This is a genomic window from Nocardia sp. NPDC059195, assembly GCF_042754695.1.
Taxonomy (GTDB): Bacteria; Actinomycetota; Actinomycetes; order Mycobacteriales; family Mycobacteriaceae; genus Nocardia.
In genome coordinates, this window is sequence record NZ_JBHZBG010000002.1 from 108,622 (window position 1) to 132,234 (window position 23,613).

Below are 23,613 nucleotides of genomic sequence, written 5' to 3' on the forward strand. Positions count from 1 at the left end.
CCAGGTGAGGGAAGCGGCGAACTCAGGCGAATTTGATCTCGAGGCCGATGCCGAGGATCGCGATGAACCAGACGATGCCGACGAAGATGGTGATGCGGTCGAGGTTCTTCTCGACGACGGTGGAGCCGGACAGGCTCGACTGCACGCCGCCACCGAAGAGGCTGGACAAGCCGCCACCCTTGGCGCGGTGCAACAGCACCAGCAGCACCAACAGCAAGCTGGTGATCACAAGGAGGATATCGAGGAACAGCGACATGAGGTTCATCCTAGGTGGTGGAGGACCGACTGGTCTAACCAGGCTCGACGGCGACCAGATGTGAGACGGTGTGGGGGCCTGCGGAGTACTGGGCGACGGTCTGTTCGATCTCCTGGTCACGGGCGGTCAAGCGCACCTGGTGCTGGTGCATGTGCTCGGCCCAGGACCGGACGACGAAGGCTTCGACGAAGCGGTCGACGGTGCCGACATCGCGGTAGAGCCGCCATTCCATCGCGCCCGTGCGCTGCCGGGATCGCCCGACCATCGCCATCGATTCGGTGAAGGCGGCAACGTCGTGCGGTGGCACGTCGTAGCCGCGCATCACCAGGACGGGGCCGTCCTCGGGCTCGGGCTCGACCACGAGTTGCGGTTCGGGCCAGTACGCCGCCGGTGAGAGGTCGATCTCCTCGACGTTGTGCCGGATCGGCCACCACAGGGTGCTCACGGCACAGCACGCCAGCATCACCGCCGCGATCAGCAGCGCCGTCACGGCACCGTAGGCACCGGCGACCAGACCCCAGAGCAGGGAACCCATCGCCTGTCCGCCCATGAACACCAGCATGTACACCGACAGACCGCGGGCGCGGACCCAGGCAGGCAGGAGCAACTGCATGGTCGAGTTCAGCGTCGACATCGCCAGCAACCACGCCAACCCTGCCCCCACCAGCAGCACGAGTACCAGCACCACGTGGTGGACCAGCGCGGTCGCGACGGCGCCGAGCCCGAACAGGACCGCGGCGAACGCGAGTCGCTGGGTGGGGGTGAACAGGACCCGCAGCCGCGACAATCCGAGCGCACCACAGACCGCGCCGAGCCCGAGCGCACCGAGCAGCAGACCATAGCCCGATGACGACAGTCCGAGTCGATCGTGCGCGATCACCGGCAGCAGCGACCACACCGCGCTGGCGGGGGCGATGAACAGGATCGCGCGGAACAGCACCCGCTTGATCGCGGGCGCGGCTCGAATGAACCGGGTGCCTGCCTGCAACGCCGCGAGGGGCCGTTCGCTGGGTAGCGGGCTCGTTCGCGTCGGCCACTTCGACACCAGCAGCACCGCGACGATGCCGACGAACGACACCGTGTTGAACCCGAACACCACGGTCGGCCCGGCCATCGACACGATCACACCCGCCACCGCGGGACCGACGGCTCGACCGATATTGACGCTCATGCTGCCCAGCGCCGCCACCGACGTGATCTGGTCGCGCGACACCAGTTCGGGCTGAACCGCCTGCCAGGCGGGAGCGGTGAGCGCCTGCCCACAGCCCAGCAGGAACAGCAGGCTGAGCAGGACCGCGGGTGTGGTGTGGCCGGTGGCGGTGAAAACGGTGAGGGTGAGCGAGGCGAGCGCCATGCCCGTCTGCGCGCCGATCAGCAGCCTGCGCCGGTCGACCAGGTCGGCCAGCACGCCGGACGGGATCGACAGCAACATCACCGGCAGCGCGAGCGCGGTCTGCACGAACGACACCAGCGCCGCCGCGTTCGGCTGATCCACGAGGATCCACTGCGCGCCGACCGTCTGCATCCACGTGCCGAGATTCGACACGAGCTGGGCGATCCACAGCGCCCGGAACACCGGTGAACGCAACGGCGCCCAGGTCGAGATTCGCTCCGCCGCCACAGTACCCACCGGTCGAGCATATCCCTGGCGACCGTCATCCCCCGGTATGCGCTCCCCGGCCGAGACAGCGGCCCACCGTCGGCACGACCGTCGCGAAAGATCCTCGCAACCCGCTGGATACCTTGTGGTTCAAGACGATAGAACTGCGATTGGTCGACCGGCGCCTCGACGGCCAGCTCGTCGACGGCAGCTGCATGGGCGAAGTAGTTCCTACCGGATCGCGACCCGCCCCGGACATCGGCCAGCAGGGTGCGGGGCGGTCCGTACCATCGGCTCCATGCGGATATCACCTCGTCCTCTGGCCGTCCTGCTCGCACTGGTCGGCACGGCGGTGGCCGGTTGCGGATCACCCGACAAGGAACCGGCGGACGACACCGCCACGCCGATGGGCCACACCTACATCTCCACCGAGGTCGTTGGCGACAAGATCCCGGGCGGCGGCCCGATGACGCTCACCTTCAGCGACGGCCGGATCTCGGCGAACTCCGGCTGCAACGCCGCGGGCGGCACCGTCGACCTGAGCAACCACGTCCTGCACACCTCACCGCTGGCCAGCACCCTGATGGCGTGCCCGGGCGAACGCGAAGGCGTCGACGCCTGGCAGAACAACTTCCTGGAATCCGACCCCACCTGGCGCCTCGACGGTGATCGGCTGACGCTCACGGGCCAGTCCGTCACCATCCATCTCACCGACAAGAAGATCGTGAGCCCCGACAAGCCGCTGACCGGCACCGCGTGGGTGGTCACCACCATGCTCACCCCGGACGCGCAGATCCGCTCGGCCACGCTCGACCAGGTGAGCCCGAATCTGACCATCGGTGAGGGTGGCACCGTCAGCGGCACCGCGGGCTGCAACCGGATCACCGGCACCGCGGGCGTCGGTCCCGGCGACGCGGTGACCTTCGCCGTCGCCACCACCAAGATGATGTGCCCGCCGGAGGTGATGGAAGTCGAGCAGAACGTACTGCGCGCGCTCGACGGCCGAACCACCGCCACCATCGACGCCGACACCCTCACCCTGCGCAATGACAACGGCTACGGCCTCATCCTGCACGCGCGGTAGCACCACGAAAAAGCGAAGGGCCGGAAACCACGTGGTTTCCGGCCCTTCGGCGTTCAGTACCCGATCAGGGCAGCGGCCCGCCCGCGGCGATCGCCGACAGGGTGGCGAACTCGTCACCCTTGAGCGACGCACCGCCGACCAGCGCGCCGTCGATATCGGGCTGACGGATCAGCTCGCCGATATTCTTGGCGTTCACCGAGCCGCCGTAGAGCACGCGCACACCGGCGGCGATCTCCGGGGATGCCAGCTTCTCCAGCTCGCCACGGATCGCGCCGCACACTTCCTGTGCGTCGGCCGCCGAGGCGACCTTGCCGGTGCCGATGGCCCAGACCGGCTCGTAGGCGATGACGACCTGCGAAATCTGTTCCGCCGTCAGGCCTTTGAGCGAACCACGCAGCTGCTCGAGGTTGTACTCGACGTGCGTTCCCGCCTCGCGGACGCCGAGACCCTCGCCGATGCAGACGATCGGGGTGATCTCGTACTTCAGCGCCTGCTTGGCCTTGGCCAGCACGGTCGCGTCGTCCTCGTGGTGGTACTGACGACGTTCCGAGTGCCCGACCACCACGAAGGTGCAGCCGAGCTTCGCCAGCATCGGCGCGCTGATCTCGCCGGTGTATGCACCGGAGTCGTGCGCCGAGACATCCTGCGCACCGTAGGTGATCAGCAGCTTGTCGCCGTCGACGATCGACTGCACACTGCGCAGATCGGTGAACGGCGGGATCACCGTCACGTCGACCTTCGCGAAGTACTTCTCGGGCAGCGCGAACGCCACCTTCTGCACCAGCGAAATGGCCTCGAGGTGGTTGAGGTTCATCTTCCAGTTGCCCGCGATGAGCGGTGTACGTGTTGCCATCGCTCAGCCCTCCAGCACCGAAATACCGGGCAGCTCTTTGCCTTCCAGGTATTCCAGAGAAGCGCCACCACCGGTGGAGATGTGCGAGAAGCCGTCGTCGGGCAGGCCGAGGCTGCGCACGGCAGCCGCCGAGTCACCGCCGCCGACGACCGTGAACGCACCCTTGGAGGTGGCGGTCACGATGGCCTCGGCGACACCACGGGTGCCCGCGGCGAACGCGTCGAACTCGAACACGCCCATCGGGCCGTTCCAGAACACCGTCTTGGCCTCGGTCAGCAGCGCGGCGAACCGCGAGACGGACTCGGGGCCGATGTCCAGCCCCATCCAGCCGTCGGGGATCTCGGTCGAGGCCACGGTCTTCGACTCCGCGTCGGCCGCGAACTTGTCGGCCACCACGATGTCGACGGGCAGGTGCAGCACGTCGCCGAAGCGCTCGAGCAACGACTTGCAGGTGTCGATCATCTCGGCCTGCAGCAGCGAGCCACCGACCGGAAGTCCTTGCGCGGCAAGGAAGGTGAAGCACATGCCGCCGCCGATCACCAAGGTGTCGACCTTCGGTGCCAGCGCCTCGATCACCGCGAGCTTGTCCGAGACCTTGGAGCCACCGAGCACCACCGCGTACGGGCGGGCCGGGTCCTGAGTGAGCTTCTGTAGCACCTCGACCTCGGCCGCGACCAGCGTGCCCGCGTAATGCGGGAGCACCTGCGCGACGTCGTAGACCGACGCCTGCTTGCGGTGCACCACGCCGAAACCGTCGGAGACGAACGCACCGTCGTCGCCGACCAGCTCGACGAACGCCGCGGCCAGCTTGGCCCGATCGGACTCGTCTTTGCTGGTTTCGCGCGGGTCGAAGCGCACGTTCTCGAGCAGCAGCACGTCGCCGTCGGTGAGGCCTTCCGAGCGCGAGAGCGCGTCGTAGCCCACCACGTCACCGGCCAGCTGGACATTGCGGCCCAGCAGCTCGGCGAGCTTCGCCGCCACGGGGGCGAGGGAGAACTTGGCGTCGGGCTCGCCCTTGGGGCGGCCGAGGTGAGCCATCACGACCACCTTGGCGCCCGCGTCGACCAGTGCCTGAATGGTCGGCACCGAGGCGATGATCCGGCCGGGGTCGGTGATCTGACCGTTGTCGTCGAGGGGAACGTTCAGGTCGGAGCGCACGAGCACGCCGCGACCCTCGACACCCTCGGACAGGAGATCTCGAAGCGTCTGAACTGTCATGGTCAGAGCGACTTGCCGACGAGATCGACCAGGTTGGCCAGCCGGTTCGAGTAGCCCCACTCGTTGTCGTACCAGGAGACGACCTTGACCTGGTTGTCGATGACCTTGGTCAGCGGCGCGTCGTAGATCGACGAGTGCGGGTCGGTGACGATGTCGCTCGACACGATCGGGTCCTCGTTGTACTTGAGAATGCCCTTCATCGGGCCCTCGGCGGCGGCCTTCATCGCGGCGTTGATCTCCTCGATGGTGGCCGGCTTCGCCAGGGTCGCGGTGAGGTCGGTGACCGAGCCCGTCGGGACCGGAACGCGCAGCGCGTAGCCGTCGAGCTTGCCCTGCAGCTCGGGCAGCACCAGGCCGATGGCCTTGGCGGCACCGGTGCCGGTGGGGACGATGTTCAGGGCCGCGGCGCGGGCGCGACGCAGATCCTTGTGCGGCGCGTCCTGCAGGTTCTGGTCCTGGGTGTAGGCGTGAATGGTGGTCATCAGACCGTTCACGATGCCGAACGAGTCGTTGAGCACCTTGGCGATCGGACCGAGGCAGTTGGTGGTGCACGAGGCGTTGGAGATGATGTTCTGGCTGCCGTCGTACTTGTCGTCGTTGACGCCCATCACGATGGTGATGTCGTCGCCGGTGGCAGGCGCGGAGATGATGACCTTCTTGGCACCGGCGGACAGGTGGCCCTTGGCCTTCTCGGCGGCGGTGAAGATGCCGGTCGACTCGACGACGACGTCGACACCCAGGTCTGCCCACGGCAGTGCGGAGGGGCCTTCCTTGATCGCGAGCGCCTTGATGCGCTGCTCGCCGACCACGATGGTGTCGCCCTCGACGGAGACGTCCTGCGGCAGACGACCCAGGATCGAGTCGTACTTCAGCAGGGTAGCGAGGGTGTTGATGTCGGTGAGGTCGTTGACCGCGACGATCTCGATATCGGTTTCGCCGACGGCCTTCAGCGCCTCCACCGCACGGAAGAAATTACGTCCGATACGACCGAAGCCGTTGATACCTACCCGGACTGTCACGTTATCGCTCCTCAGCTTTCAAGCGGATTCATTCCGACCACAACCACAGTAGTGGCCACCACCACCCCACCGACAGCCACCTGCGGTTTATTGCACCCCCGGGCCCCACACCTCCAGGAGCCACCAGAATAAAGGGCAGAGCGGTCATTCATGACCGCTCTGCCCTAATCGTCGGATTCGCCACACCTTTCGGCGCGAGGAGTCTGTCGCGGTTCTCCGACTACGCGTCGTCGAGGAGTTCCGCGGTCACCGCGGACTCGGTATCGGGGATACCGAGGTCCTTGGCGCGGCGGTCGGCCATCGACAGCAAGCGCCGGATCCGGCCCGCGACAGCGTCTTTGGTCATCGGCGGCTCGGCCAGCTGACCGAGTTCCTCGAGCGAGGCCTGCCGGTGCTGCACCCGCAGCCTGCCCGCCGCGGCGAGATGCTCGGGAACATCGTCGGCGAGGATCTCGAGCGCCCGCTCCACCCGAGCTGCCGCCGCGACGGCCGCGCGCGCCGAACGACGCAGGTTCGCGTCGTCGAAGTTGGCGAGCCGGTTGGCGGTGGCCCGCACCTCACGGCGCATCCGCCGTTCTTCCCAGGTGAGCCTGGTGTCCTGCGCGCCCATCCGGGTGAGCAGGGCGCCGATCGCCTCACCGTCACGCACCACGACACGATCTGTGCCGCGCACCTCCCGCGCCTTCGCGGTGATGCCGAGCCTGCGCGCCGCACCGACCAGAGCCAGTGCCGCCTCCGGACCTGGGCAGCTCACCTCGAGCGCCGAGGAACGACCTGGCTCGGTGAGCGAACCGTGCGCGAGAAACGCGCCACGCCACGCCGCTTCGGCGTCACCGATGCTGCCGCCGACCACCTGCGCGGGCAGCCCGCGAACGGGGCGTCCGCGCACGTCGAGCAATCCGGTCTGGCGCGCCAGCGCCTCGCCTTCCTTCGACACCCGCACGACGTAGCGGGAGGTCTTGCGTAGTCCACCCGCGCCGAGCACATGGACGTCGGAGCCGTATCCGTACAGCTCGAAAATCTCTCTACGCAGTCGCCGGGCGATGGACCCCATGTCCACCTCGGCTTCCACGATCACCCTGCCCCCCACGATGTGCAGACCGCCCGCAAACCGCAGCAACGCCGACAGTTCCGCTTTGCGCGAGCTGACCTGCGATACCACGAGCCTGCTCAGCTCGTCCTTCACTTCGGCTGTCATCGCCACGAGACGCGCTCCTTTCCCACCGACCCGGAACGCACATCTGCCACACTGTGCCGTCCCTCGACTCGAAGCCCTGCCAGTTGCGGCCGCGGCGACTGGATCAGCTGATCCAGTGCGGCGGCGAGTTTTCCAGGATGATGCCGATCCGTTCCCGGCTCGGCGACATCGCAGAACGTTACCCGTGCACGCAACTGTTCGGCGGCTCTTGCCACATGTTCCCGTTGCCGCCCCTCGGGCACCGACGCCGAGTCGACGAGCACGTCGTCGACCGCGAAATCCGGTGCGTGCTGGGACAATACATGCAGATGTCGCTCCGCGGAAAAGCCGGCGGTCTCGCCCGGCTCCGCGGCCAGATTCAGAACCAATACTTTACGTGCCCCGGTGCGTACCAGTGCCGCGTGCAACTGCGGCACCAGGACATGCGGAATGACGCTGGTGAACCACGAACCAGGTCCCAGCACAACAACATCCGCGTCGTCGATAGCGGCGGTCGCCTCGGGGCTGGCAGGCGGATCGGACGGAATCAGCCGCACCCGCCGGACCTTACCCGGCGTGGTCGCCACCGCAACCTGACCACGCACGCACCGGCCGATCCGCGGATCCGATTCCAGGCCCGACACTTCGGCCTCGATATCGAGCGGAATCGGCGACATCGGCAGCACCCGGCCGGTGATCCGCAGCAGTCTGCCCACCTCGTCGAGCGCGGCCACCGGATCACCGAGGATGTCGGTGAGCCCGGCCAGGATCAGATTGCCCACCGAGTGCCCGGCAAGGGCGCCGGTGCCGCCGAAGCGGTGCTGCACCGTCGTGGTCCACACACCGTCGGCGTCGTCGGACAGCGCTGCCAGGGCCATCCGCAGATCGCCCGGCGGGAGCATGCCCAGCTCGGCGCGTAGCCGCCCGGAGGATCCGCCGTCGTCGGCGACAGTGACCACCGCGGTGATCCGCCTGGTCAGCCTGCGTACCGCCGTCAATGTCGCGTACAGCCCATGTCCGCCGCCCAGCGCGACGACGGCTGGGTCGGCTTCGGTTCGACTCATTCGCGCCCCAGATCCCGGTGCACGACGCGAACGACGTCCACCGCCACGTGCCCGGTATCGGCACCGATGCGCTCACCCAGTGCCTCGGCGATAGCGACGCTGCGATGTTTGCCGCCGGTGCACCCCACTGCCACGGTCATGTATCGCTTCCCCTCTTGGCGGTATCCGGTCGTCGTCAGGTCGACCAGGTGTTTGCCGGTCTGCAGGTAGTCCCGCGCACCCGGCCTGGACAGCACGTAATCGCTGACCACCGACTCCTGTCCGGTGTGTTCCCGCAATTCCGGAATCCAATGCGGGTTGGGCAGGAATCGCACGTCCAACACCATGTCGGCGTCGAGGGGAACACCGTACTTGAAGCCGAACGATTGCACGGTCAGTTGCAGTGCGGCTGGCGCGCCCGCGCCGTATGCCTCCTCCAGCTTGCGGTGCAGCTGGTGGATCGACAGCTCGGTGGTGTCGATCACGAGGTCGGCGGCGCCCTTGACCGGGGCGAGCCTGGCGCGTTCGGCGGTCAGACCGGCCGAGAGCGTCCCGTCGGGGCTGTCGCTCTGCAGCGGATGACGACGCCGGGCGAAGCCGAAGCGCCGGATCAGCACATCGTCGGACGCCTCGAGAAACAGCACCCTGGTGCGGATGCCCGCGCCGCGCAACTGCTCGGTGACACCGGACAGCTCGCCGGTGAAGAATCGGCTGCGCACGTCCATGACCAGCGCGAGCCGCCGGATCGGTGGATCGGCCGCGGCGCCTAGTTCGATCATCCGCCCGATCAGTTCGGGCGGTAGGTTGTCGGTCACGTACCAGCCGAGATCCTCCAGCACGCGCGCGGCAGTGCCGCGGCCCGCGCCGGACAAGCCGGTCACGATAACCACTTCGACTGGTTGCTGTGTGTCGGTGACCGTCCCGGATTGCTCGGGTGCCGCCCCCGCCTTGTTATTCGATTCGACGCGTGTCATGTCCTACCGGATCCGTTTCTGGGTGCCTTTCGATCATCCCGCACCGGTTCGGGTATCGGGCGCAGACACACAACGTACGGCACACGCAATGTTGCGTGCTGCGATCCCGGCCGTGCGGTTACGGGCTGTTGAGTGCGGCGAGCACTGCTTTTGCCGTCGAGACCCCGATTCCGGGCACCGAGGTGATTTCTTCGACAGTCGCGTCCTTGATCCTGGCGACCGAGCCGAAGTGGGTGACCAAGGCGGTCCGCCTCGTCTCGCCGAGGCCCGGCACCGAGTCCAGCGCCGATGCTGTCATCCGGCGGGAGCGTTTGCTGCGATGGAAGGTGATGGCGAAGCGATGGGCCTCGTCGCGCACCCGTTGCAGCAGGAAAAGTGCCTCACTGTTGCGCGGCATGATCACCGGGTCGGCCTCGCCGGGCACCCAGACCTCTTCGAGGCGTTTGGCCAGGCCGATCACCGCGACATCGGTGATGCCGAGGTCATCCAGGACCTCGGCGGCAGCGGCGACCTGGGGTGCACCGCCGTCGACGACGTAGAGGTTGGGCGGGTAGGCGAAGCGGCGCGGTCGGCCGGTGGTGGGGTCGATGCCGGGGCGTGAGGCTGGTTCGTCGACCTCGTCGGGTTCGATCTCGACAGGTTGTTCGCGGTCGCGGGCAAGCCGGGCGAACCGGCGGCGGGTTACCTCCGCGATGCTGCCGACGTCGTCGGAGCGGCCGTCGCCCGCGGCTTCCTTGATCGCGTAGTGGCGGTAGTCGGACTTGCGGGCCAGGCCGTCTTCGAAAACCACCAGCGAGGCGACCACGTCGGTGCCCTGCACGTGGCTGATGTCGACACATTCGATCCGCAGTGGGGCACTGTCGAGTTCGAGAGCGTCTTGAATATCTTGCAGCGCTTGCGATCTCGAGGTGAGATCACCGGCGCGGCGGAGCTTGTGCTGGGCCAGTGCCTCAGCGGCGTTGCGCTGCACCATCTCGGCAAGCGCCTTCTTGTCACCGCGCTGCGGGATGCGCAGCGAGACCGCGGAGCCGCGCATCTCGCTGAGCCACTCGCCGATCTCCACGGCGTCGGCGGGCAGCTCGGGCACCAGTACCTCACGCGGGACGACGATGGCCGCGTCGCCGTTCTGGTCTGCCACGGAAGCCTGTTCGCCGTAGAACTGCGTGAGGAACTGTTCGACCAGCGCGGCGAGTTCGGTTCCCGATTCCGCGACGTCGAGCGCGTCGCCTGCTTTGTCGACGACCCAGCCGCGCTGGCCGCGCACGCGTCCGTCGCGGACATGGAAGATCTGGACCGCGGCTTCGAGTTCGTCGGTGGCGAAGGCGATCACATCGGCATCGGTGCCGGTGCCGAGCACCACGGCCTGCTTCTCGAGTGCGCGGCGCAGCGCCTGCACATCGTCGCGCAAACGGGCGGCGTTCTCGAAGTCGAGGTCTTCGGCGGCCTCGTGCATGCGGCGTTCGAGTGCGCGCACCATCTTGTCGGTCTTGCCGGAGAGGAAGTCGCAGAAGTCCTCGACGATCTGGCGGTGTTCGTCGGCGTCGACCCGGCCCACGCACGGCGCGGAACACTTGTCGATGTAGCCGAGCAGGCAGGGGCGCCCGATCTGGCTGTGCCGCTTGAAGACTCCGTTGGAGCAGGTGCGCGCCGGGAACACCCGCAGCAGCAGGTCGAGGGTTTCCCGAATCGCCCAGGCGTGGGCGTACGGGCCGAAGTAGCGCACGCCCTTCTTGCGGGCACCGCGATAGACGAACAGCCGCGGGTACTCCTCGTTGAGGGTCACCGCGAGCACCGGGTAGGTCTTGTCGTCGCGGTAACGCACATTGAACCGCGGATCGAATTCCTTGATCCAGTTGTACTCGAGCTGCAGCGCCTCCACCTCGGTGGACACCACCGTCCACTCGACAGCGGCCGCCGTGGTCACCATCTGCTTGGTGCGCGGATGCAGCGAGTACACATCCGCGAAGTAGGAATTCAGCCGACTCCGCAGGCTCTTGGCCTTGCCGACATAGATGACCCGCCCGTGCACGTCCCGGAACTTGTACACACCGGGTTCGACGGGGATCGTGCCCGGCGCCGGCCGGTACGTCGCGGGATCTGCCACCTGTCAAGCCTAGCGAGGGGCCCCGACAGGTCCGCACGGCCGGAGGTTTCGCCCACCTCCGACATGTCCGCACCCCCCGAGGCGGTCACACGGACCGAGGCGCCGTCGATAGTCCGCCGGTCGACGGACTGCGGCGGCGCGCCGGGACCGGCCGAATACCCGCCTGTGTAGCGTGAGTGTTCGGATGATGTGCCCGAAAGGACGACGATGAGCAACGCTGCCGCCCTGCCGCGAACTGTTGATGACCGGTACGACGACGAGGTGACCCCGTTCGGGGTCATGCCCGGCACTGTGCGCGGAGCACGGCTGATCGCGGCGGTCGCTGCCGCTGTGGGTGTGGTGCTGATCGCGATCACGGTGGCGCTCGGTGGCTCGCTCGGCGCGCTGCTCGCCGGATATCTGCCGTCCTTCGCGCTGGTCCCGTTGGTGCTGCTGTTCCGGCAGGGCAGTGACCTGGTGCGCAAGGTGGCGATCGGGATCGCGGTGCTGGCGCTGCTGGTGTCGTCGACGGGCATTCTCACCGGACTGCCGCCCGGCGTGGTCGGCGTTGTTGCCAACGGGGCCGTCGCCGGTCTCCTGCTTCGCCCCTCGGCCCGTACCTGGTTCACCCGCGAGCGCTGACCCGCGTATCGGCTGGCTCGAGCGGGCGCGCCGACGGTGGGCAGCCGGTCAGTCGGCTGCCCGGATGCCGTGTTCGGCGAGTGCGTCGATGAGGGCGCGAGGGCGATCGACGGTGGGGACCGCGTCGACGAGGGCGAAGCGGGCGCCGAGGGTGGTGGCGCCGCCGTCGGCTTCGGTGCTGTCGCCGATCATGAGCACGCGTTCAGGGTCGACGCCGAGGCGATCGGTCGCGTCGCGGAAGATCTGGGCGCTCGGTTTGATGGCGCCTACTTCATAGGACAGGGTCATCGAACCGATCAGATCCGTCCAGCCGTGCTTCGCGAAGGCGGGGCGGATGTCGAAGGCGATATTGCTGACGATGCCGACCAGGATTCCCTGGGCAGCAAGGGATTTCAGGACCGTGCCAGTGTCGGGGTACGGCGTCCAGGTGAGTGGGTCGATGAGGCGTTCGTAGAGGCGCGTTGCCTGGGTGTCGGGGACGCCGGAGCCGCGCAGCACCTCGAGGTAGGCGTGACGGTGCAGGGCGGGGTCGAGATCGCGGTTGTCCCAGGCATGTTGGCCTGCCGCGTCGAAGGTCATGAACTGCTCGACCGGGGCTGTCATCCGACGCAGTACTTCGGCTTTCGCCGCGATGTCGAACGGCGTTCCGTCGTCGCCGACGAGTTCGTCGGCCCAGGTCCGGTCGTCCTCCAAACGGAAGACCGTACCCGAGTAGTCGAATAACACCGCATCGATATCCATGTCAGCCAGGGTAGCCAGACGGCGACCGCGCACCTCGCGGAAATCGGACGGGGAACCCAAGATTCGCGTACACGTCATCCGGGTGTCGACATCGTCGAGCAGGTCGATGGCATGCGGGCCGGGCCGAAAAAGATCGAATCGTGTCGGACCGGCGAGTTACGCTGCCTACATGACGCCAAGGCGACGGACGTGGATCGGGGCCACGACGGCCGCAGTGCTCGCGGTGGGGGTACTGGCCGGTTGTTCGACAGACGAGAAGACGGCAGCGGAGTGCACGAGCACGCCCAACGGGACTGCGGTGTCCGCGGCGCCCGCGACCGGCGGGGGTGCGCCGACCACGCAGAATCTCAGCACCAATCCTGAGATCGCGTCGGGGTATCGCGCGGATATGACGGCGGTGCGCACCAGCACCTACGCGGTGTCGACCGCCAATCCGATCGCCACCGAGGCCGCGTGCCGGGTGCTGCGGGCGGGTGGCACCGCGACCGACGCGCTGGTCACCGCGCAAGCGGTGCTCGGGTTGGTCGAACCGCAGGCGTCCGGAATCGGCGGTGGCGCGTTCCTGGTGCACTACGACGCGAAGTCGCGCACGGTCGACACCTACGACGGCCGCGAGACCGCGCCCGCCGCGGCGACCGAGAACTATCTGCGCTGGGTCAGCGACACCGACCGCACCGAACCCGCGCCGAACACCCGGGCCAGCGGCCGCTCGATCGGCGTTCCCGGAGTGCTGCGGATGCTCGAACTCGCGCATTCCGAGCACGGGATGAGCGCCTGGAAGGAACTGTTCGACCCCGCGATCAGCCTGTCCGACAGCGGTTTCGAGATCAGTCCGCGGCTGGCCGGGCAGATCGCCGAATCCGCGAAGGACCTGGCCGTCGACGAAGCCGCACGCGGCTACTTCCTCGAACCCGACGGTTCGCCCAAGAAGTCCGGGACCGTCCTCACCAATCCGGCGCTGGCGAAAACGCTCTCGACGATCGCGACCGACGGCGCGAAAGCCTTCTACAACGGTGCTATCGCCGAGGACATCGTCGAAGCGGCCGGCAGCACGGCAGGTGGACGCACCCCCAGTGCGCTGACCACCACCGACCTGGCCGATTACGAGGCAAAGAAGCGCACGGCGCTGTGCACCGGGTATCGCAAGTACGAACTGTGCGGCATGCCCGCACCGTCCTCGGGTGGCAGCACCGTCGCCGCGACGCTGGGCATCCTCGCCAACTTCGACATCCCCGCGTTGCGCCCCCAGGAGATCGATGCCAACGGCGGGCGCCCCGACGCGCAGGCCGTGCACCTGATCGCCGAGGCCGAGCGGCTGGCCTACGCCGACCGCAACAAGTACGTCGCCGACCCGGATTTCGTTCCACTGCCGGGCAATTCGGCCCTCTCGCTGGTCCACCCGCAGTACCTGAAGGAGCGGTCGACGCTGATCGACCCCCAGCGCAGCATGGGTACCGCCAAGCCCGGCAATCTCGGACCGGTCCCGCTCGGCAACGGCCCGCAGCCGCCCGAGCACGGCACCAGCCACATCTCGGTCGTCGACAAGTACGGCAATGCCGCCGCGATGACCACCACGGTCGAATCGGCGTTCGGTTCGTTCCATCTCGTCGATGGGTTCGTGCTCAACAATCAGCTCACCGACTTCGCCGCCGACCCGCTCGACCCCGACGGCACCCCGGTGGCCAACCGCCTCCAGCCCAATAAGCGCCCGCGCAGTTCGATGGCCCCGACCCTGGTGTTCGAGCGCGACGACAAGGGCGACCGGGGCGAACTGAAGCTCGTCACGGGTTCACCCGGCGGTTCGGTGATCATCCAGTTCGTCGTGAAAACGCTTGTCAACGTGCTGGATTGGGGACTCGACCCGCAACAGGCGGTCTCCGGGGTGTCGTTCGGCGCAGGCAACACCCCGGTCACCGGGGTAGGCGGCGAGCACCCCGACATCGATGCCACCGACAACGGCGACCATGATCCGCTGGTCGAGAAGCTGCGGGCGATGGGTCATCAGGTCTCTGTTGCGCCGCAGTCCAGTGGGCTCAGCGCCCTGCAAAACAACGGCAAGGACGGCTGGATCGGCGGTGCGGATCCGCGCCGCGAGGGAGCGGTCCTCGGCGACACCCGCTGACGCGCCTGCCTGTGCGTCACCACCGGGTGGCGCACAGGCGGTTGCGGTGCAGGCAATCAGTCGGCTCCAAGTGCCAACGGTCAGCGACGTTCAGTCCTGCGGGGCGTAGCGGGCGCCGAGTTCGCGGACGCGCTCGATGGCGTCGGCGGCGTGGGTCTTGTCGTTGGAACGGATTGCGAGCATCGGGACGTAGTCGTCATCGGCCAGTTCGAGGCGGGCCCACGACTTGCGGTCGGGGAAGGACACACCGCGGATGTACGCCCACGGGTACACCTGCTCGCCCAGGATGTTGCGTACCCCGACACCCTGGCTACCCGCGCGCACGCGTGGTCGGGTCAGCATCAGCACCGCACCCGCACCGACCACCCCGATCAGGATCATCGCGACCTGATCGGCGACCCGGAAGTTCACCCCGGTCGACCCGGTTCGCAGCAGCAACCCACCTGCGGTGAAGGCGACCACGATGACGACGGCGACCACGATGGCGGTGCGGATCGCCCGGCGCGGCCGCACCTCGAACTCCCAACCCGTGTCGGGCTCGGGAGCACTGCGACGCCATGTCCGCACCACCGGCACGGTCACACCGATCGCAGCGCGCGCAGGGTGAGCGCGGCGTCGAGGGCGGCGGCACATGCCTGCTCGCCCTTGTCCTCCGCCGAACCGGGCAGCCCGGCCCGATCGCGCGCCTGCTCCTCGTCGTTCGTGGTGAGCACACCGTTGGTGACGGGTGTCGCCGCATCCAGCGACACCCGGGTCAGCCCGGCCGTCACCGCATCACAGACGTACTCGAAATGCGGTGTGCCACCACGGATCACGACACCGAGCGCCACCACGGCATCGTGGGTGCGCGCCAGCTCCTGCGCGACGACCGGCAGCTCCATCGCGCCGGCGCAGCGCACCACGGTCACGTGTTCGACGCCGGCTTCCTTGGCCACCCGTTCGGCATTGGCCACGAGGGTGTCGCAGATCTCGGTGTGCCAGCGCGAGGCGACGATGCCGAGTTTGACGTCTTTGGCCTGTGCCAAGGCGAAGGTCGGAACACCCGTGCCGCTCATCGTTGCCGCCTTTCGGAAGTAGTGATCACTGCGCGGTTTCGCCCAGGTCGAGATCGTCGAGGCCGACCAGGACGTGGCCCATCCGATCCCGCTTGGTGCGCAAGTAGTGCAAATTCTCGGCATTGGCGCGCAACGGCATCGGGACACGCTCGGTGATCGCGAGGCCGTAGCCGTCGAGGCCGACCCGCTTGGCCGGATTGTTGGTGAGCAAGCGCATCGAGCGGATACCGAGATCGACCAGGATCTGCGCGCCGGTGCCGTAATCACGGGCGTCGGCGGGCAGACCGAGATCCAGGTTGGCGTCGACGGTGTCGCGGCCGGTGTCCTGCAACTGGTAGGCCTGCAGCTTGTGCATCAGGCCGATGCCACGGCCCTCGTGTCCACGCATGTAGAGGACTACGCCGCGACCCTCCTGATCGACCATCTCGAGCGCCGCGTCCAGCTGCGGGCCGCAATCGCAGCGCAGCGAGCCGAAGACATCGCCGGTCAGGCATTCCGAGTGCACGCGCACCAGCACGTCCTCGCCGTCGCCGATGTCGCCGCGCACCAGGGCGACATGCTCGGCGTCGTCGAAGATGCTCTGGTAGCCCACGGCCTTGAAGTCGCCGTGCGCGGTCGGAATACGGGCCTCGGCCACCCGCACGACATGCTTCTCGTGCTTGCGCCGCCAGGCGATCATGTCGGCGATCGAGATCATCGCCAGGTTGTGCTCGTCGGCGAACACGCGCAGCTCGTCGGTGCGCGCCATGTGCCCGTCGTCCTTCTGGCTGACGATCTCGCAGATCACGCCCGCGGGACGCAGTCCGGCCATCCGGGCCAGGTCGACCGCGGCCTCGGTGTGGCCGGGCCTGCGCAGCACGCCGCCGTCCTTGGCGCGCAGCGGCACCACGTGGCCGGGGCGGGTGAATTCGTCGGCCTTGGCCTGGGCACTGGCCAGCAAGCGCATGGTGACGGCCCGGTCGGCGCCGGAGATGCCGGTGGTGATGCCCTCGCGCGCGTCCACCGAGACGGTGTAGGCGGTGCCGTGCTTGTCCTGGTTCATCGCGTACGCCGGCGGGAGACCGAGTCGGTCGCAGTCGTCGGCGGTGAGCGGCACGCAGATGTAGCCGGAGGTGTAGCGGATCATGAACGCGACCAGCTCCGGGGTGGCCTTCTCGGCCGCGAAGATGAGATCGCCTTCGTTCTCCCGGTCCTCGTCGTCGATGACGACAACAGCCTTGCCGGCCGCGATATCGGCGACCGCGCGCTCGATGCTGTCCAACCTGGTCACGTCTGCTAGCTCCGTATTTTCGGCGGCCGGGGCCGCTGGGTTCTCGGCCCTGAGGCCTCGATCTTCCCTCCCGGCGGGTGCTCCTTCGTCACACCCTCTGGTCAGTCCAGATCGAGGCGGCCGAGAAACCCTCCGTGGGATGGCAATGACTTCCTACATTACGGCGTGGTCCTCTGGTGTTCTGTGAGGCCCGCCACCGATCGGTTTCAGCCTCGCTGGGCGAGGCGTTCTACGTACTTCGCGATGACGTCTACCTCGAGGTTGACGGTGGCGCCCACCGGGGCGGTGCCGAGGACGGTCAGGGCGAGGGTGGTCGGGATCAGGGAGACCTCGAACCAATCACGGGTTCCGTCCGCGCTCGGCTCGTCCTCGATTCCGAGAGCCGAGACGGTGAGGGAGACACCGTCGACGGTGATCGAGCCCTTCTCCACTACATAGCGTGCGATGGCATCCGGCAGCGAGATGCGCACGACCTCCCAGTTCTCCGACGGGCTGCGGCGCAGGACGGTGCCGGTGCCGTCGACGTGACCCTGCACGAGGTGCCCGCCGAGGCGGCTGTTCAGTGCGGCCGCGCGTTCGAGGTTGACCGGCGAACCGGCGACCAGGCCGCCGATGCTCGAACGCTGCAACGTCTCATCCATGACATCGACGGTGAAGCTGTCGCCGTCGACGACGTCGACGACGGTGAGGCAGACGCCGTTGACAGCGATCGAATCGCCGTGTCCGGCATCGGAAGTCACCAGCTTGCCGCGGATCGTCAACCGGGCGGCGTCGGTCAGCGCTTCGGTGGCCACGATCTCGCCGAGCTCTTCGACGATCCCTGTGAACATGCCTGACTCCCTTGTCGCGTCATTCGTACCCGTTGGGCCCAACAGCAGGTGGGTGGCCGCTATTCCCGCGCGGCCGCCCAGCTCGTCGCACAGCCTAGTAGCGCGGCCGGTGAGCCCGGGGCGGGGGCCGAACCCGACCACAGGCAGCACTGGGTCACCGAAAGCGATCGTCGCGGCATCGATTCGACGGCAAAGGTGTATCGACATGACGAAACACCGCCGTTAATCAGCCCGGCGGTTGTCGTTCAATCCAATTTTCGACGAACCGGCCCCCTGCATTCATCCGGCAGTCTTAACCTGGTATTACCCGCCATTACGAACTGGAAACACGGTGAGTGGAATGCTTGCGCCCGCCGCGCCATTGACGCAATATTGTTACGTCAACGATTCCTGCTGTTCAACCAGATGCCGGGGCCTGGAACTGCGGGTTCTCCCGACATCATCGCCCGGAGCACTGCGGCTACCGGGAGTTCGCCCCAGGGATAGTCCACCACTCCAGGAAGACAACACTGTGGGTTACAACGGGTTCGCTATATGTGGGGGTGTCGCGTGAGCACATTGATCGATTCGACGCTGGAAATGCGCTGCGTGCGTTATCGGCGAGAGTTGCATCTGCCTGCCAAGATCGATTTCGACTCCCGCCGCATTCTGCTCCAGATCGGCGCGCACTACGGCGCGGTGACCATGCCCGGCGACCTGGGCGAGCGAGTGCAGGCCCGATTGCGCGAGGCCGCCATCGCGGGCCCGGTCGTCGATCACCCCCGCGCCCGGCGTTGGACGTTCCTCACCGGCCCGTGCCGACCCGATTCCCTCACCGCGACCGCCTCGGCCGAACTGTTCCGCCTCTACGCGACCGTCGCCTGCGCGGGTAGCCAGATCGTGCTGCCCTCCCCCGACGACGAGCGCACCGGCTATCGCACCTGGGTGCAGGAACCCGTATCCGGCGACCATCGGCCGCCGGTGCAGGCAGTCATCGACGCGGCGCGGGCGCTCGGCACCCGCAAACTCCGCTCCCTGTAGCTAGGGCAGCCAGACCGACGCGGCCAGGTTGCGCAGCTTCTGCACGGCGGCACCGGGATCGGCGGTGTTGTAGACGGCCGACCCGGCAACGAAACAATCGATGCCTGCCGCGGCGGCCTGCTCGATGGTGTCATCGTTGATGCCGCCATCGATTTCGACGACCAGGTGCAGCTCACCCGAGTCGACCAGGTTGCGCACGATCCGCGCCTTCTCCAGCACGCTGGGAATGAACGACTGCCCGCCGAAACCCGGTTCCACGCTCATCACCAGCAGGGTGTCGAATTCGCGCAGGATTTCCAGGTACGGCTCGATCGGAGTGTTCGGCTTCACCGACAGCCCGGCCCGGCCACCCGCGGCGCGGATATCGCGCGCCACCGCGATCGGATCGTCGGCCGCCTCGGCGTGGATGGTGACGTTGTAGGCACCCGCCTCGGCATAGCTCGGGGCCCAGCGGCCCGGATCGTCGATCATCAGATGGCAATCGAACGGGATGTCGGTGGCCTTGAGCAGGCTCTGCACGATCGGCAGACCCAGTGTGAGGTTCGGCACGAAGTGGCCGTCCATGACGTCGACGTGGAGCCAGTCGCATCCTTCGACAGCCGCGGCCTCGGCGGCCAGGTTCGCGAAGTCCGCGGACAGGATTGACGGGGCGATCATCGGCTGGGACGGACGGGAGAACGTCGGAGTGGACACAGCGCGCCAGTGTAGCGACGGCAATGGTGATTGGCCTGCCGGGATATGGGTAGCCTTCTCAGGGTGACCAATTTTTCGGCGGAACAAGGGCCCTTCGGCGCCCCGGTGGAGATTCGTGTGGCAGCACAGCTGACGCAGCTGCCAATCGTGCGCGGACTGGCCGAAACACTGGTACTACTCAGCGATTTCACCCTCGACGAGGTAGCCGATGTGCGCCTCGCCGTGGACGAAGTGTGCTCGACGCTCATCGCGATCGCCGCCCCGGATTCGCTGCTCACCTGCGAATTCCTGGTCGGTGACACCGAATTGCAGGTGGCCGTCGACGGTGTCGCGGCGGCGCAGGGCATGCCGGACCAGCGCAGCTTCGGGTGGCATGTGCTGCGCACACTGTGCGACGAGGTGACTGCCGAGCAGCAGGATTTCGACGCGGGCGTGTCCGGGTTTCCGACGACGGTCCGATTCCGACGGGTCCGGGGGAAGGCGTAGTGCACGGCGAAGACAACAAGCCCGACCGACACGATCTCAGCGAACCCGGCAAAACCGACTCCCCTACCGCGGATTCGGACAAGACCGCTGAACCGGAGAAGGAAGCCCCCGAGCAGGAAACTCTCGAGGAGGAGACCGAAACACCCGAACCGGTGTCCGGGTACGACGATGTCAGCGCCCTGTTCGAGCGCCTCGCGGCGACCGAGCCGGGCAGCGTCGCGCACGCGGTGGCGCGCGACGCGCTGATCAACCGCTGCATACCGCTGGCCGACCACATCGCGCGCAAGTTCAGCGGGCGCGGTGAGCCGTTCGACGATCTGTCGCAGGTGGCGCGGGTCGGTCTGGTGCACGCGGTGGATCGGTTCGATCTGAGCCGCGGCTCGAATTTCCTGTCCTTCGCGGTGCCGACGATCATGGGTGAGGTCCGGCGATACTTCCGTGACAACACCTGGGCGATGCGGGTTCCGCGGCGCGTCAAGGAAACGCATCTGCGCATCGGCGCGGCGGTGGATCAGCTGTCGCAGCGATTGGGGCGCTCCCCCACCGCCAAGGAGATCGCCGCCGAACTCGATGTCGACCCCGACGAGGTCACCCAAGCCGTCATCGCGGGCAATGCCTATCAGCCGACGTCGATCGACGCCGCCTCGATCGGGCGCGACAGCGACGCATCGCTGCTCGACACTCTCGGCGAGGAGGAATCGCAGTTCGACCGGGTCGAGGAGTACATCGCGGTGCGGCCACTGCTGGCGGGCCTGCCCGAACGTGAGCGCCGCATTCTGACCATGCGATTCTTCGAGTCGATGACGCAGACCCAGATCGCTTCGCAGCTGGGGATCTCGCAGATGCACGTATCGCGAATTCTCGCGAAAACCCTTGCGCGCCTGCGTGAATTGTCCGAACGGGACTGACTCGCGGGACGGGACAACGGTGTCCTACGCGCCCTGCCTGGCCCGGCGCAGCTTCGCGGGTGCGCGCAGCCACCAGGCACTGTCGAGCAGCTCGGCGAGCTGTTGCGGGTCGACCGCGTCCAGGTCGATGAGGATGTACGGGTGCCCGTCGTAGTGCGGGGTGGTGTAGAAAGCCGGGTCGCCGGAGGCCAGCAGTGCCTCCTTTTCCGCGGGCTCACAGAGCAGAACAAGGCCGCCTTCGGCTTCGTCACGTAATCGGGCGAAGCTCTTTCCGCCGACATTCAGGCCAGGGCTGCGCCACCAGGTGCCTTCCGCTACCTCCGGCAGTGCCGTCGCCATCACGACCACCTGCTCCCACGTCATCGTCATACGCCGATTCTCCTCCGCGGCGATCGCTTCCCGCTTGGACAAATGGAACGGCGCCGTCCCCCGTGTGGGGAACGGCGCCGTCGTATCGTCGCCTCTACTTCTTGCGCAAAGTCGCCAGGAACATCGCGTCGGTGCCGTGTCGGTGCGGCCACAGCTGCGCGGACGGGCCGTCGCCGAGATCGGTGACGCCGGGCAGGAACTCGCGGCTGTCGAGTTCCTCGGCGCCGGTGCGACGAACGAAATCGGCGACCACCGAGACTGTTTCCGCGAGGTGCGGTGAGCAGGTCGAATACACGACGACACCACCCGGACGCACCAGATCCCATGCGGCGGTGAGGAGTTCACGCTGCAAGGTGACCAGTTCGGCCACGTCGGCCGGGGTACGACGCCAGCGCGCCTCGGGACGCCGACGCAGGGCACCGAGGCCGGTGCACGGGGCGTCGACCAGAACGCGGTCGTAGCCGGGGGTCAGACCACTGTCGCGCCCGTCGGCGACGTGCACGGTGACGGGCAGGTTCCGGGTGGATTTGCGGACCAGTTCGGCGCGGTGCTCGGCCGGTTCGACGGCGTCGACGGTGAACAGGTCGATCGCCGCGAGGGCGCCGAGCAAAGCCGCCTTACCGCCGGGACCTGCGCAAAGATCGAGCCAGCGTCCCTTGTCCTCGCCTTCCAGTGGCGCGCGGGTGAGGGCCAGCGCGACCAGCTGGCTGCCCTCGTCCTGCACGGCGGCAATGCCGTCGCGGACCGGTTCGAGCTGGCCGGGGTCGCCGCCGTCGAGGTACACCGCGTAGGGCGACCAGCGGCCTTCCTCGCCGCCGGTGACCAGCGCCAGCTCTTCGGAGGTGATCTCGCCGGGCCGCGCGACCAGGTGCACGACCGGGCGCTCGTCGTCGGCTGCCAGCAGTGCGTCGAGCTCGCCTGCCTGTGCGCCGAGCGCGTCGGCGAACGATTGGGCGATCCACTTCGGGTGCGCGTGTTCGAAGGCGAGCTTGCCGACCGGGTCGGCCGGGGCCAACTCGGTGATCCACTCCTGCGCGGTCTTCTCTCCCGCCCGGCGCAGCACGGCATTGACGAAACCGGCACGGCCCTGGCCGAATTCGGCACTGGCCAGGTCGACGGAGGTGTCGACGGCGGCGTGCGCGCCGGTACGGGTCCGCAGCAGCTGGTAGACGCCGAGGCGCAGGATATCGAGGATGGGCCCGTCGATCTCGTCGACCGGGCGGCCCGCGCACGCCGAGATCACCGCGTCGAGCTGCCCCTGCGAACGACTCGCGCCATAGGTGAGCTCGGTCGCGAACGCGGCGTCGCGCCCACTGATCTTGCGCTCGCGCAACAGCTTCGGCAGCGCGAGGTTGGCATAGGCGGCGCGCTCACGCACCGCACGCAACACATCGAGGGCGACCTCGCGCGCCGGATCCACGGGCTCCCCGCGCCGCTTGCGCGGACTGGGCACGCTGGGATCGGGGCGCTCGGGACGACGCGCAGGGGCGGCCTTGCCCGTCCCACCAGCATCTCGGCCGCCCGCGCCACGACCACGCGAATCTCCTTCGCGCGCACCACGATCGGGACGGGATCCGCCACGGTCGGATCGTCCCTCGCCGGAACGTGCCGAGCCGGAGCGTCCCGCGGCACCACGATCACCGCGCTGGTCAGCAGCGTCACGACCCTGCGCACGCTCGCTCGCGCCGCGGCCGAAACCGGGACGGTCGTCCTCACGGCGAGGTGTACCGGAGCGCGGAGCCTCGTCACGTCGATTGCCCGCGTCACGACCCTGCGCACGCTCGCTCGCGCCGCGGCCGAAACCGGGACGGTCGTCCTCGCGGCGGGGCGCGCCGGGGCGCGGAGCGTCGCCGCGTTGATTGCTCGCGTCACGACCCTGCGCGCCGCGCGCGAAACCGGGACGGTCGTCCGCACGGCGGGGTGCGCCGGATCGGCCGCTCTCGCGGTCGTCGCGACGCGGTCGATCGGCGCCGCCGCGGTCGTCGCGGCCTGTCCAGCGGTCGCCGTCCGCGCGCGGGGTGGTGGTGCCCTTCGCGGCGCGGGCGGCCCAACCGCCGTCGACGTTCTTGCCGGTGATCTTGCGGTCGTCACGGGGGCTGCTGCCGCGCGGCTCGCCCGCTTTTCCGGTGGGCTTGCGGTCGTCGCGGGACGAGACGCCCTTGGCGGCGTC

At 67.9% G+C, this 23,613-nt stretch carries 23 protein-coding genes; 6 read left to right on the top strand and 17 right to left on the bottom strand.

The window, feature by feature from the left end:
• Window positions 1-22: 22 nt before the first annotated feature.
• Complete coding sequence (gene secG / locus ACFXKN_RS03205; RefSeq protein ID WP_101468684.1) at window positions 23-256, bottom strand: preprotein translocase subunit SecG; 234 nt, start codon at window positions 254-256, stop codon at window positions 23-25.
• Window positions 257-290: 34 nt separating this feature from the next.
• Window positions 291-1,886: an MFS transporter gene (locus tag ACFXKN_RS03210; protein WP_378945731.1), complete on the bottom strand. Its 1,596-nt coding sequence runs from the start codon at window positions 1,884-1,886 to the stop codon at window positions 291-293.
• 268 nt (window positions 1,887-2,154) lie between these two features.
• Between ACFXKN_RS03210 and ACFXKN_RS03215 the strand changes: the two genes are divergently transcribed.
• Window positions 2,155-2,940 (top strand): META domain-containing protein, encoded by a 786-nt coding sequence (locus ACFXKN_RS03215; RefSeq protein ID WP_378945726.1) that lies wholly within the window; start codon window positions 2,155-2,157, stop codon window positions 2,938-2,940.
• 64 nt (window positions 2,941-3,004) lie between these two features.
• Here ACFXKN_RS03215 and tpiA read toward each other — a convergent pair whose 3' ends face one another.
• From tpiA to uvrC, 7 genes are all read right to left on the bottom strand, one after another.
• A complete protein-coding gene (gene tpiA / locus ACFXKN_RS03220; RefSeq protein ID WP_379432279.1) occupies window positions 3,005-3,793 on the bottom strand; it encodes a triose-phosphate isomerase in 789 nt (262 codons plus the stop codon).
• A gap of 3 nt (window positions 3,794-3,796) precedes the next feature.
• Complete coding sequence (locus ACFXKN_RS03225) at window positions 3,797-5,011, bottom strand: phosphoglycerate kinase (RefSeq protein ID WP_378945718.1); 1,215 nt, start codon at window positions 5,009-5,011, stop codon at window positions 3,797-3,799.
• Window positions 5,012-5,013: 2 nt separating this feature from the next.
• Window positions 5,014-6,030: a type I glyceraldehyde-3-phosphate dehydrogenase gene (gene gap / locus ACFXKN_RS03230; protein ID WP_379432280.1), complete on the bottom strand. Its 1,017-nt coding sequence runs from the start codon at window positions 6,028-6,030 to the stop codon at window positions 5,014-5,016.
• 220 nt (window positions 6,031-6,250) lie between these two features.
• Window positions 6,251-7,234, bottom strand: a complete 984-nt coding sequence (whiA, locus tag ACFXKN_RS03235; protein ID WP_056810477.1) for a DNA-binding protein WhiA — start codon at window positions 7,232-7,234, stop codon at window positions 6,251-6,253.
• Window positions 7,225-8,271 carry a uridine diphosphate-N-acetylglucosamine-binding protein YvcK gene (gene yvcK, locus ACFXKN_RS03240; protein WP_378945706.1) on the bottom strand — a complete coding sequence of 349 codons (1,047 nt, stop codon included), beginning with the start codon at window positions 8,269-8,271 and terminating at the stop codon, window positions 7,225-7,227. Before yvcK ends, whiA begins: the two co-directional genes overlap by 10 nt.
• Window positions 8,268-9,224 carry an RNase adapter RapZ gene (gene rapZ, locus ACFXKN_RS03245; protein ID WP_378945703.1) on the bottom strand — a complete coding sequence of 319 codons (957 nt, stop codon included), beginning with the start codon at window positions 9,222-9,224 and terminating at the stop codon, window positions 8,268-8,270. Before rapZ ends, yvcK begins: the two co-directional genes overlap by 4 nt.
• 118 nt (window positions 9,225-9,342) lie before the next feature.
• A complete protein-coding gene (uvrC, locus tag ACFXKN_RS03250) occupies window positions 9,343-11,328 on the bottom strand; it encodes an excinuclease ABC subunit UvrC (protein WP_378945698.1) in 1,986 nt (661 codons plus the stop codon).
• 207 nt (window positions 11,329-11,535) lie between these two features.
• On the opposite strand from uvrC, the gene ACFXKN_RS03255 reads away from it, so the two are divergent.
• A complete protein-coding gene (locus ACFXKN_RS03255; RefSeq protein WP_378945695.1) occupies window positions 11,536-11,949 on the top strand; it encodes a hypothetical protein in 414 nt (137 codons plus the stop codon).
• 48 nt (window positions 11,950-11,997) lie between these two features.
• Here ACFXKN_RS03255 and ACFXKN_RS03260 read toward each other — a convergent pair whose 3' ends face one another.
• Window positions 11,998-12,690 (bottom strand): HAD family hydrolase, encoded by a 693-nt coding sequence (locus ACFXKN_RS03260; RefSeq protein WP_378945692.1) that lies wholly within the window; start codon window positions 12,688-12,690, stop codon window positions 11,998-12,000.
• A 169-nt stretch (window positions 12,691-12,859) separates the two neighbouring features.
• On the opposite strand from ACFXKN_RS03260, the gene ggt reads away from it, so the two are divergent.
• Window positions 12,860-14,812 (top strand): gamma-glutamyltransferase, encoded by a 1,953-nt coding sequence (gene ggt / locus ACFXKN_RS03265; RefSeq protein WP_378945687.1) that lies wholly within the window; start codon window positions 12,860-12,862, stop codon window positions 14,810-14,812.
• Window positions 14,813-14,902: 90 nt separating this feature from the next.
• Here ggt and ACFXKN_RS03270 read toward each other — a convergent pair whose 3' ends face one another.
• The 4 genes from ACFXKN_RS03270 to ACFXKN_RS03285 all read right to left on the bottom strand — a co-directional run bounded on the left by ACFXKN_RS03270 (window position 14,903) and on the right by ACFXKN_RS03285 (window position 17,967).
• On the bottom strand, window positions 14,903-15,388 hold the full coding sequence (locus ACFXKN_RS03270; RefSeq protein WP_378946257.1) for a PH domain-containing protein: 486 nt from the start codon (window positions 15,386-15,388) through the stop codon (window positions 14,903-14,905).
• Window positions 15,389-15,390: 2 nt separating this feature from the next.
• Window positions 15,391-15,867, bottom strand: a complete 477-nt coding sequence (gene ribH / locus ACFXKN_RS03275; protein WP_378929156.1) for a 6,7-dimethyl-8-ribityllumazine synthase — start codon at window positions 15,865-15,867, stop codon at window positions 15,391-15,393.
• Between the two features lie 25 nt (window positions 15,868-15,892).
• Entirely contained in the window at window positions 15,893-17,137 is a 1,245-nt protein-coding gene (locus ACFXKN_RS03280; RefSeq protein ID WP_378945680.1) for a bifunctional 3,4-dihydroxy-2-butanone-4-phosphate synthase/GTP cyclohydrolase II, read from the bottom strand.
• Window positions 17,138-17,343: 206 nt separating this feature from the next.
• Entirely contained in the window at window positions 17,344-17,967 is a 624-nt protein-coding gene (locus ACFXKN_RS03285) for a riboflavin synthase (protein ID WP_378945675.1), read from the bottom strand.
• Window positions 17,968-18,516: 549 nt separating this feature from the next.
• Here ACFXKN_RS03285 and ACFXKN_RS03290 point away from each other — a divergent pair.
• Entirely contained in the window at window positions 18,517-18,987 is a 471-nt protein-coding gene (locus tag ACFXKN_RS03290; RefSeq protein WP_378945672.1) for a hypothetical protein, read from the top strand.
• Here the strand turns inward: ACFXKN_RS03290 and rpe are convergent, their stop codons facing one another.
• Window positions 18,988-19,644, bottom strand: coding sequence for a ribulose-phosphate 3-epimerase (gene rpe / locus ACFXKN_RS03295; protein ID WP_378946253.1), 657 nt, complete (start codon window positions 19,642-19,644; stop codon window positions 18,988-18,990).
• A gap of 99 nt (window positions 19,645-19,743) precedes the next feature.
• Between rpe and ACFXKN_RS03300 the strand changes: the two genes are divergently transcribed.
• Together ACFXKN_RS03300 and ACFXKN_RS03305 are read left to right on the top strand one after the other, a co-directional pair.
• The gene (locus ACFXKN_RS03300; RefSeq protein WP_378945668.1) at window positions 19,744-20,166 is read left to right on the top strand and encodes an ATP-binding protein; all 423 of its coding nucleotides are present in this window, start codon (window positions 19,744-19,746) and stop codon (window positions 20,164-20,166) included.
• Window positions 20,166-21,074: an RNA polymerase sigma factor SigF gene (locus tag ACFXKN_RS03305; RefSeq protein ID WP_378945665.1), complete on the top strand. Its 909-nt coding sequence runs from the start codon at window positions 20,166-20,168 to the stop codon at window positions 21,072-21,074. The genes ACFXKN_RS03300 and ACFXKN_RS03305 overlap by 1 nt, the downstream gene beginning before the upstream one ends.
• 24 nt (window positions 21,075-21,098) lie before the next feature.
• Here ACFXKN_RS03305 and ACFXKN_RS03310 read toward each other — a convergent pair whose 3' ends face one another.
• Complete coding sequence (locus tag ACFXKN_RS03310; RefSeq protein WP_378945662.1) at window positions 21,099-21,443, bottom strand: MmcQ/YjbR family DNA-binding protein; 345 nt, start codon at window positions 21,441-21,443, stop codon at window positions 21,099-21,101.
• Window positions 21,444-21,537: 94 nt separating this feature from the next.
• Complete coding sequence (locus ACFXKN_RS03315; protein WP_379432425.1) at window positions 21,538-22,896, bottom strand: RsmB/NOP family class I SAM-dependent RNA methyltransferase; 1,359 nt, start codon at window positions 22,894-22,896, stop codon at window positions 21,538-21,540.
• Between the last annotated feature and the right edge of the window lie 717 nt (window positions 22,897-23,613).

Coding starts and splice junctions, on each gene's coding strand:
- secG (WP_101468684.1), bottom strand. CDS start 256: ATGTCGCTGTTCCTCGATATCCTCCTTGTGATCACCAGCTTGCTGTTG.
- ACFXKN_RS03215 (WP_378945726.1), top strand. CDS start 2,155: ATGCGGATATCACCTCGTCCTCTGGCCGTCCTGCTCGCACTGGTCGGC.
- tpiA (WP_379432279.1), bottom strand. CDS start 3,793: ATGGCAACACGTACACCGCTCATCGCGGGCAACTGGAAGATGAACCTC.
- ACFXKN_RS03225 (WP_378945718.1), bottom strand. CDS start 5,011: ATGACAGTTCAGACGCTTCGAGATCTCCTGTCCGAGGGTGTCGAGGGT.
- yvcK (WP_378945706.1), bottom strand. CDS start 8,271: ATGAGTCGAACCGAAGCCGACCCAGCCGTCGTCGCGCTGGGCGGCGGA.
- rapZ (WP_378945703.1), bottom strand. CDS start 9,224: ATGACACGCGTCGAATCGAATAACAAGGCGGGGGCGGCACCCGAGCAA.
- ACFXKN_RS03255 (WP_378945695.1), top strand. CDS start 11,536: ATGAGCAACGCTGCCGCCCTGCCGCGAACTGTTGATGACCGGTACGAC.
- ACFXKN_RS03260 (WP_378945692.1), bottom strand. CDS start 12,690: ATGGATATCGATGCGGTGTTATTCGACTACTCGGGTACGGTCTTCCGT.
- ggt (WP_378945687.1), top strand. CDS start 12,860: ATGACGCCAAGGCGACGGACGTGGATCGGGGCCACGACGGCCGCAGTG.
- ribH (WP_378929156.1), bottom strand. CDS start 15,867: ATGAGCGGCACGGGTGTTCCGACCTTCGCCTTGGCACAGGCCAAAGAC.
- ACFXKN_RS03285 (WP_378945675.1), bottom strand. CDS start 17,967: ATGTTCACAGGGATCGTCGAAGAGCTCGGCGAGATCGTGGCCACCGAA.
- rpe (WP_378946253.1), bottom strand. CDS start 19,644: ATGATCGCCCCGTCAATCCTGTCCGCGGACTTCGCGAACCTGGCCGCC.
- ACFXKN_RS03310 (WP_378945662.1), bottom strand. CDS start 21,443: ATGACGATGACGTGGGAGCAGGTGGTCGTGATGGCGACGGCACTGCCG.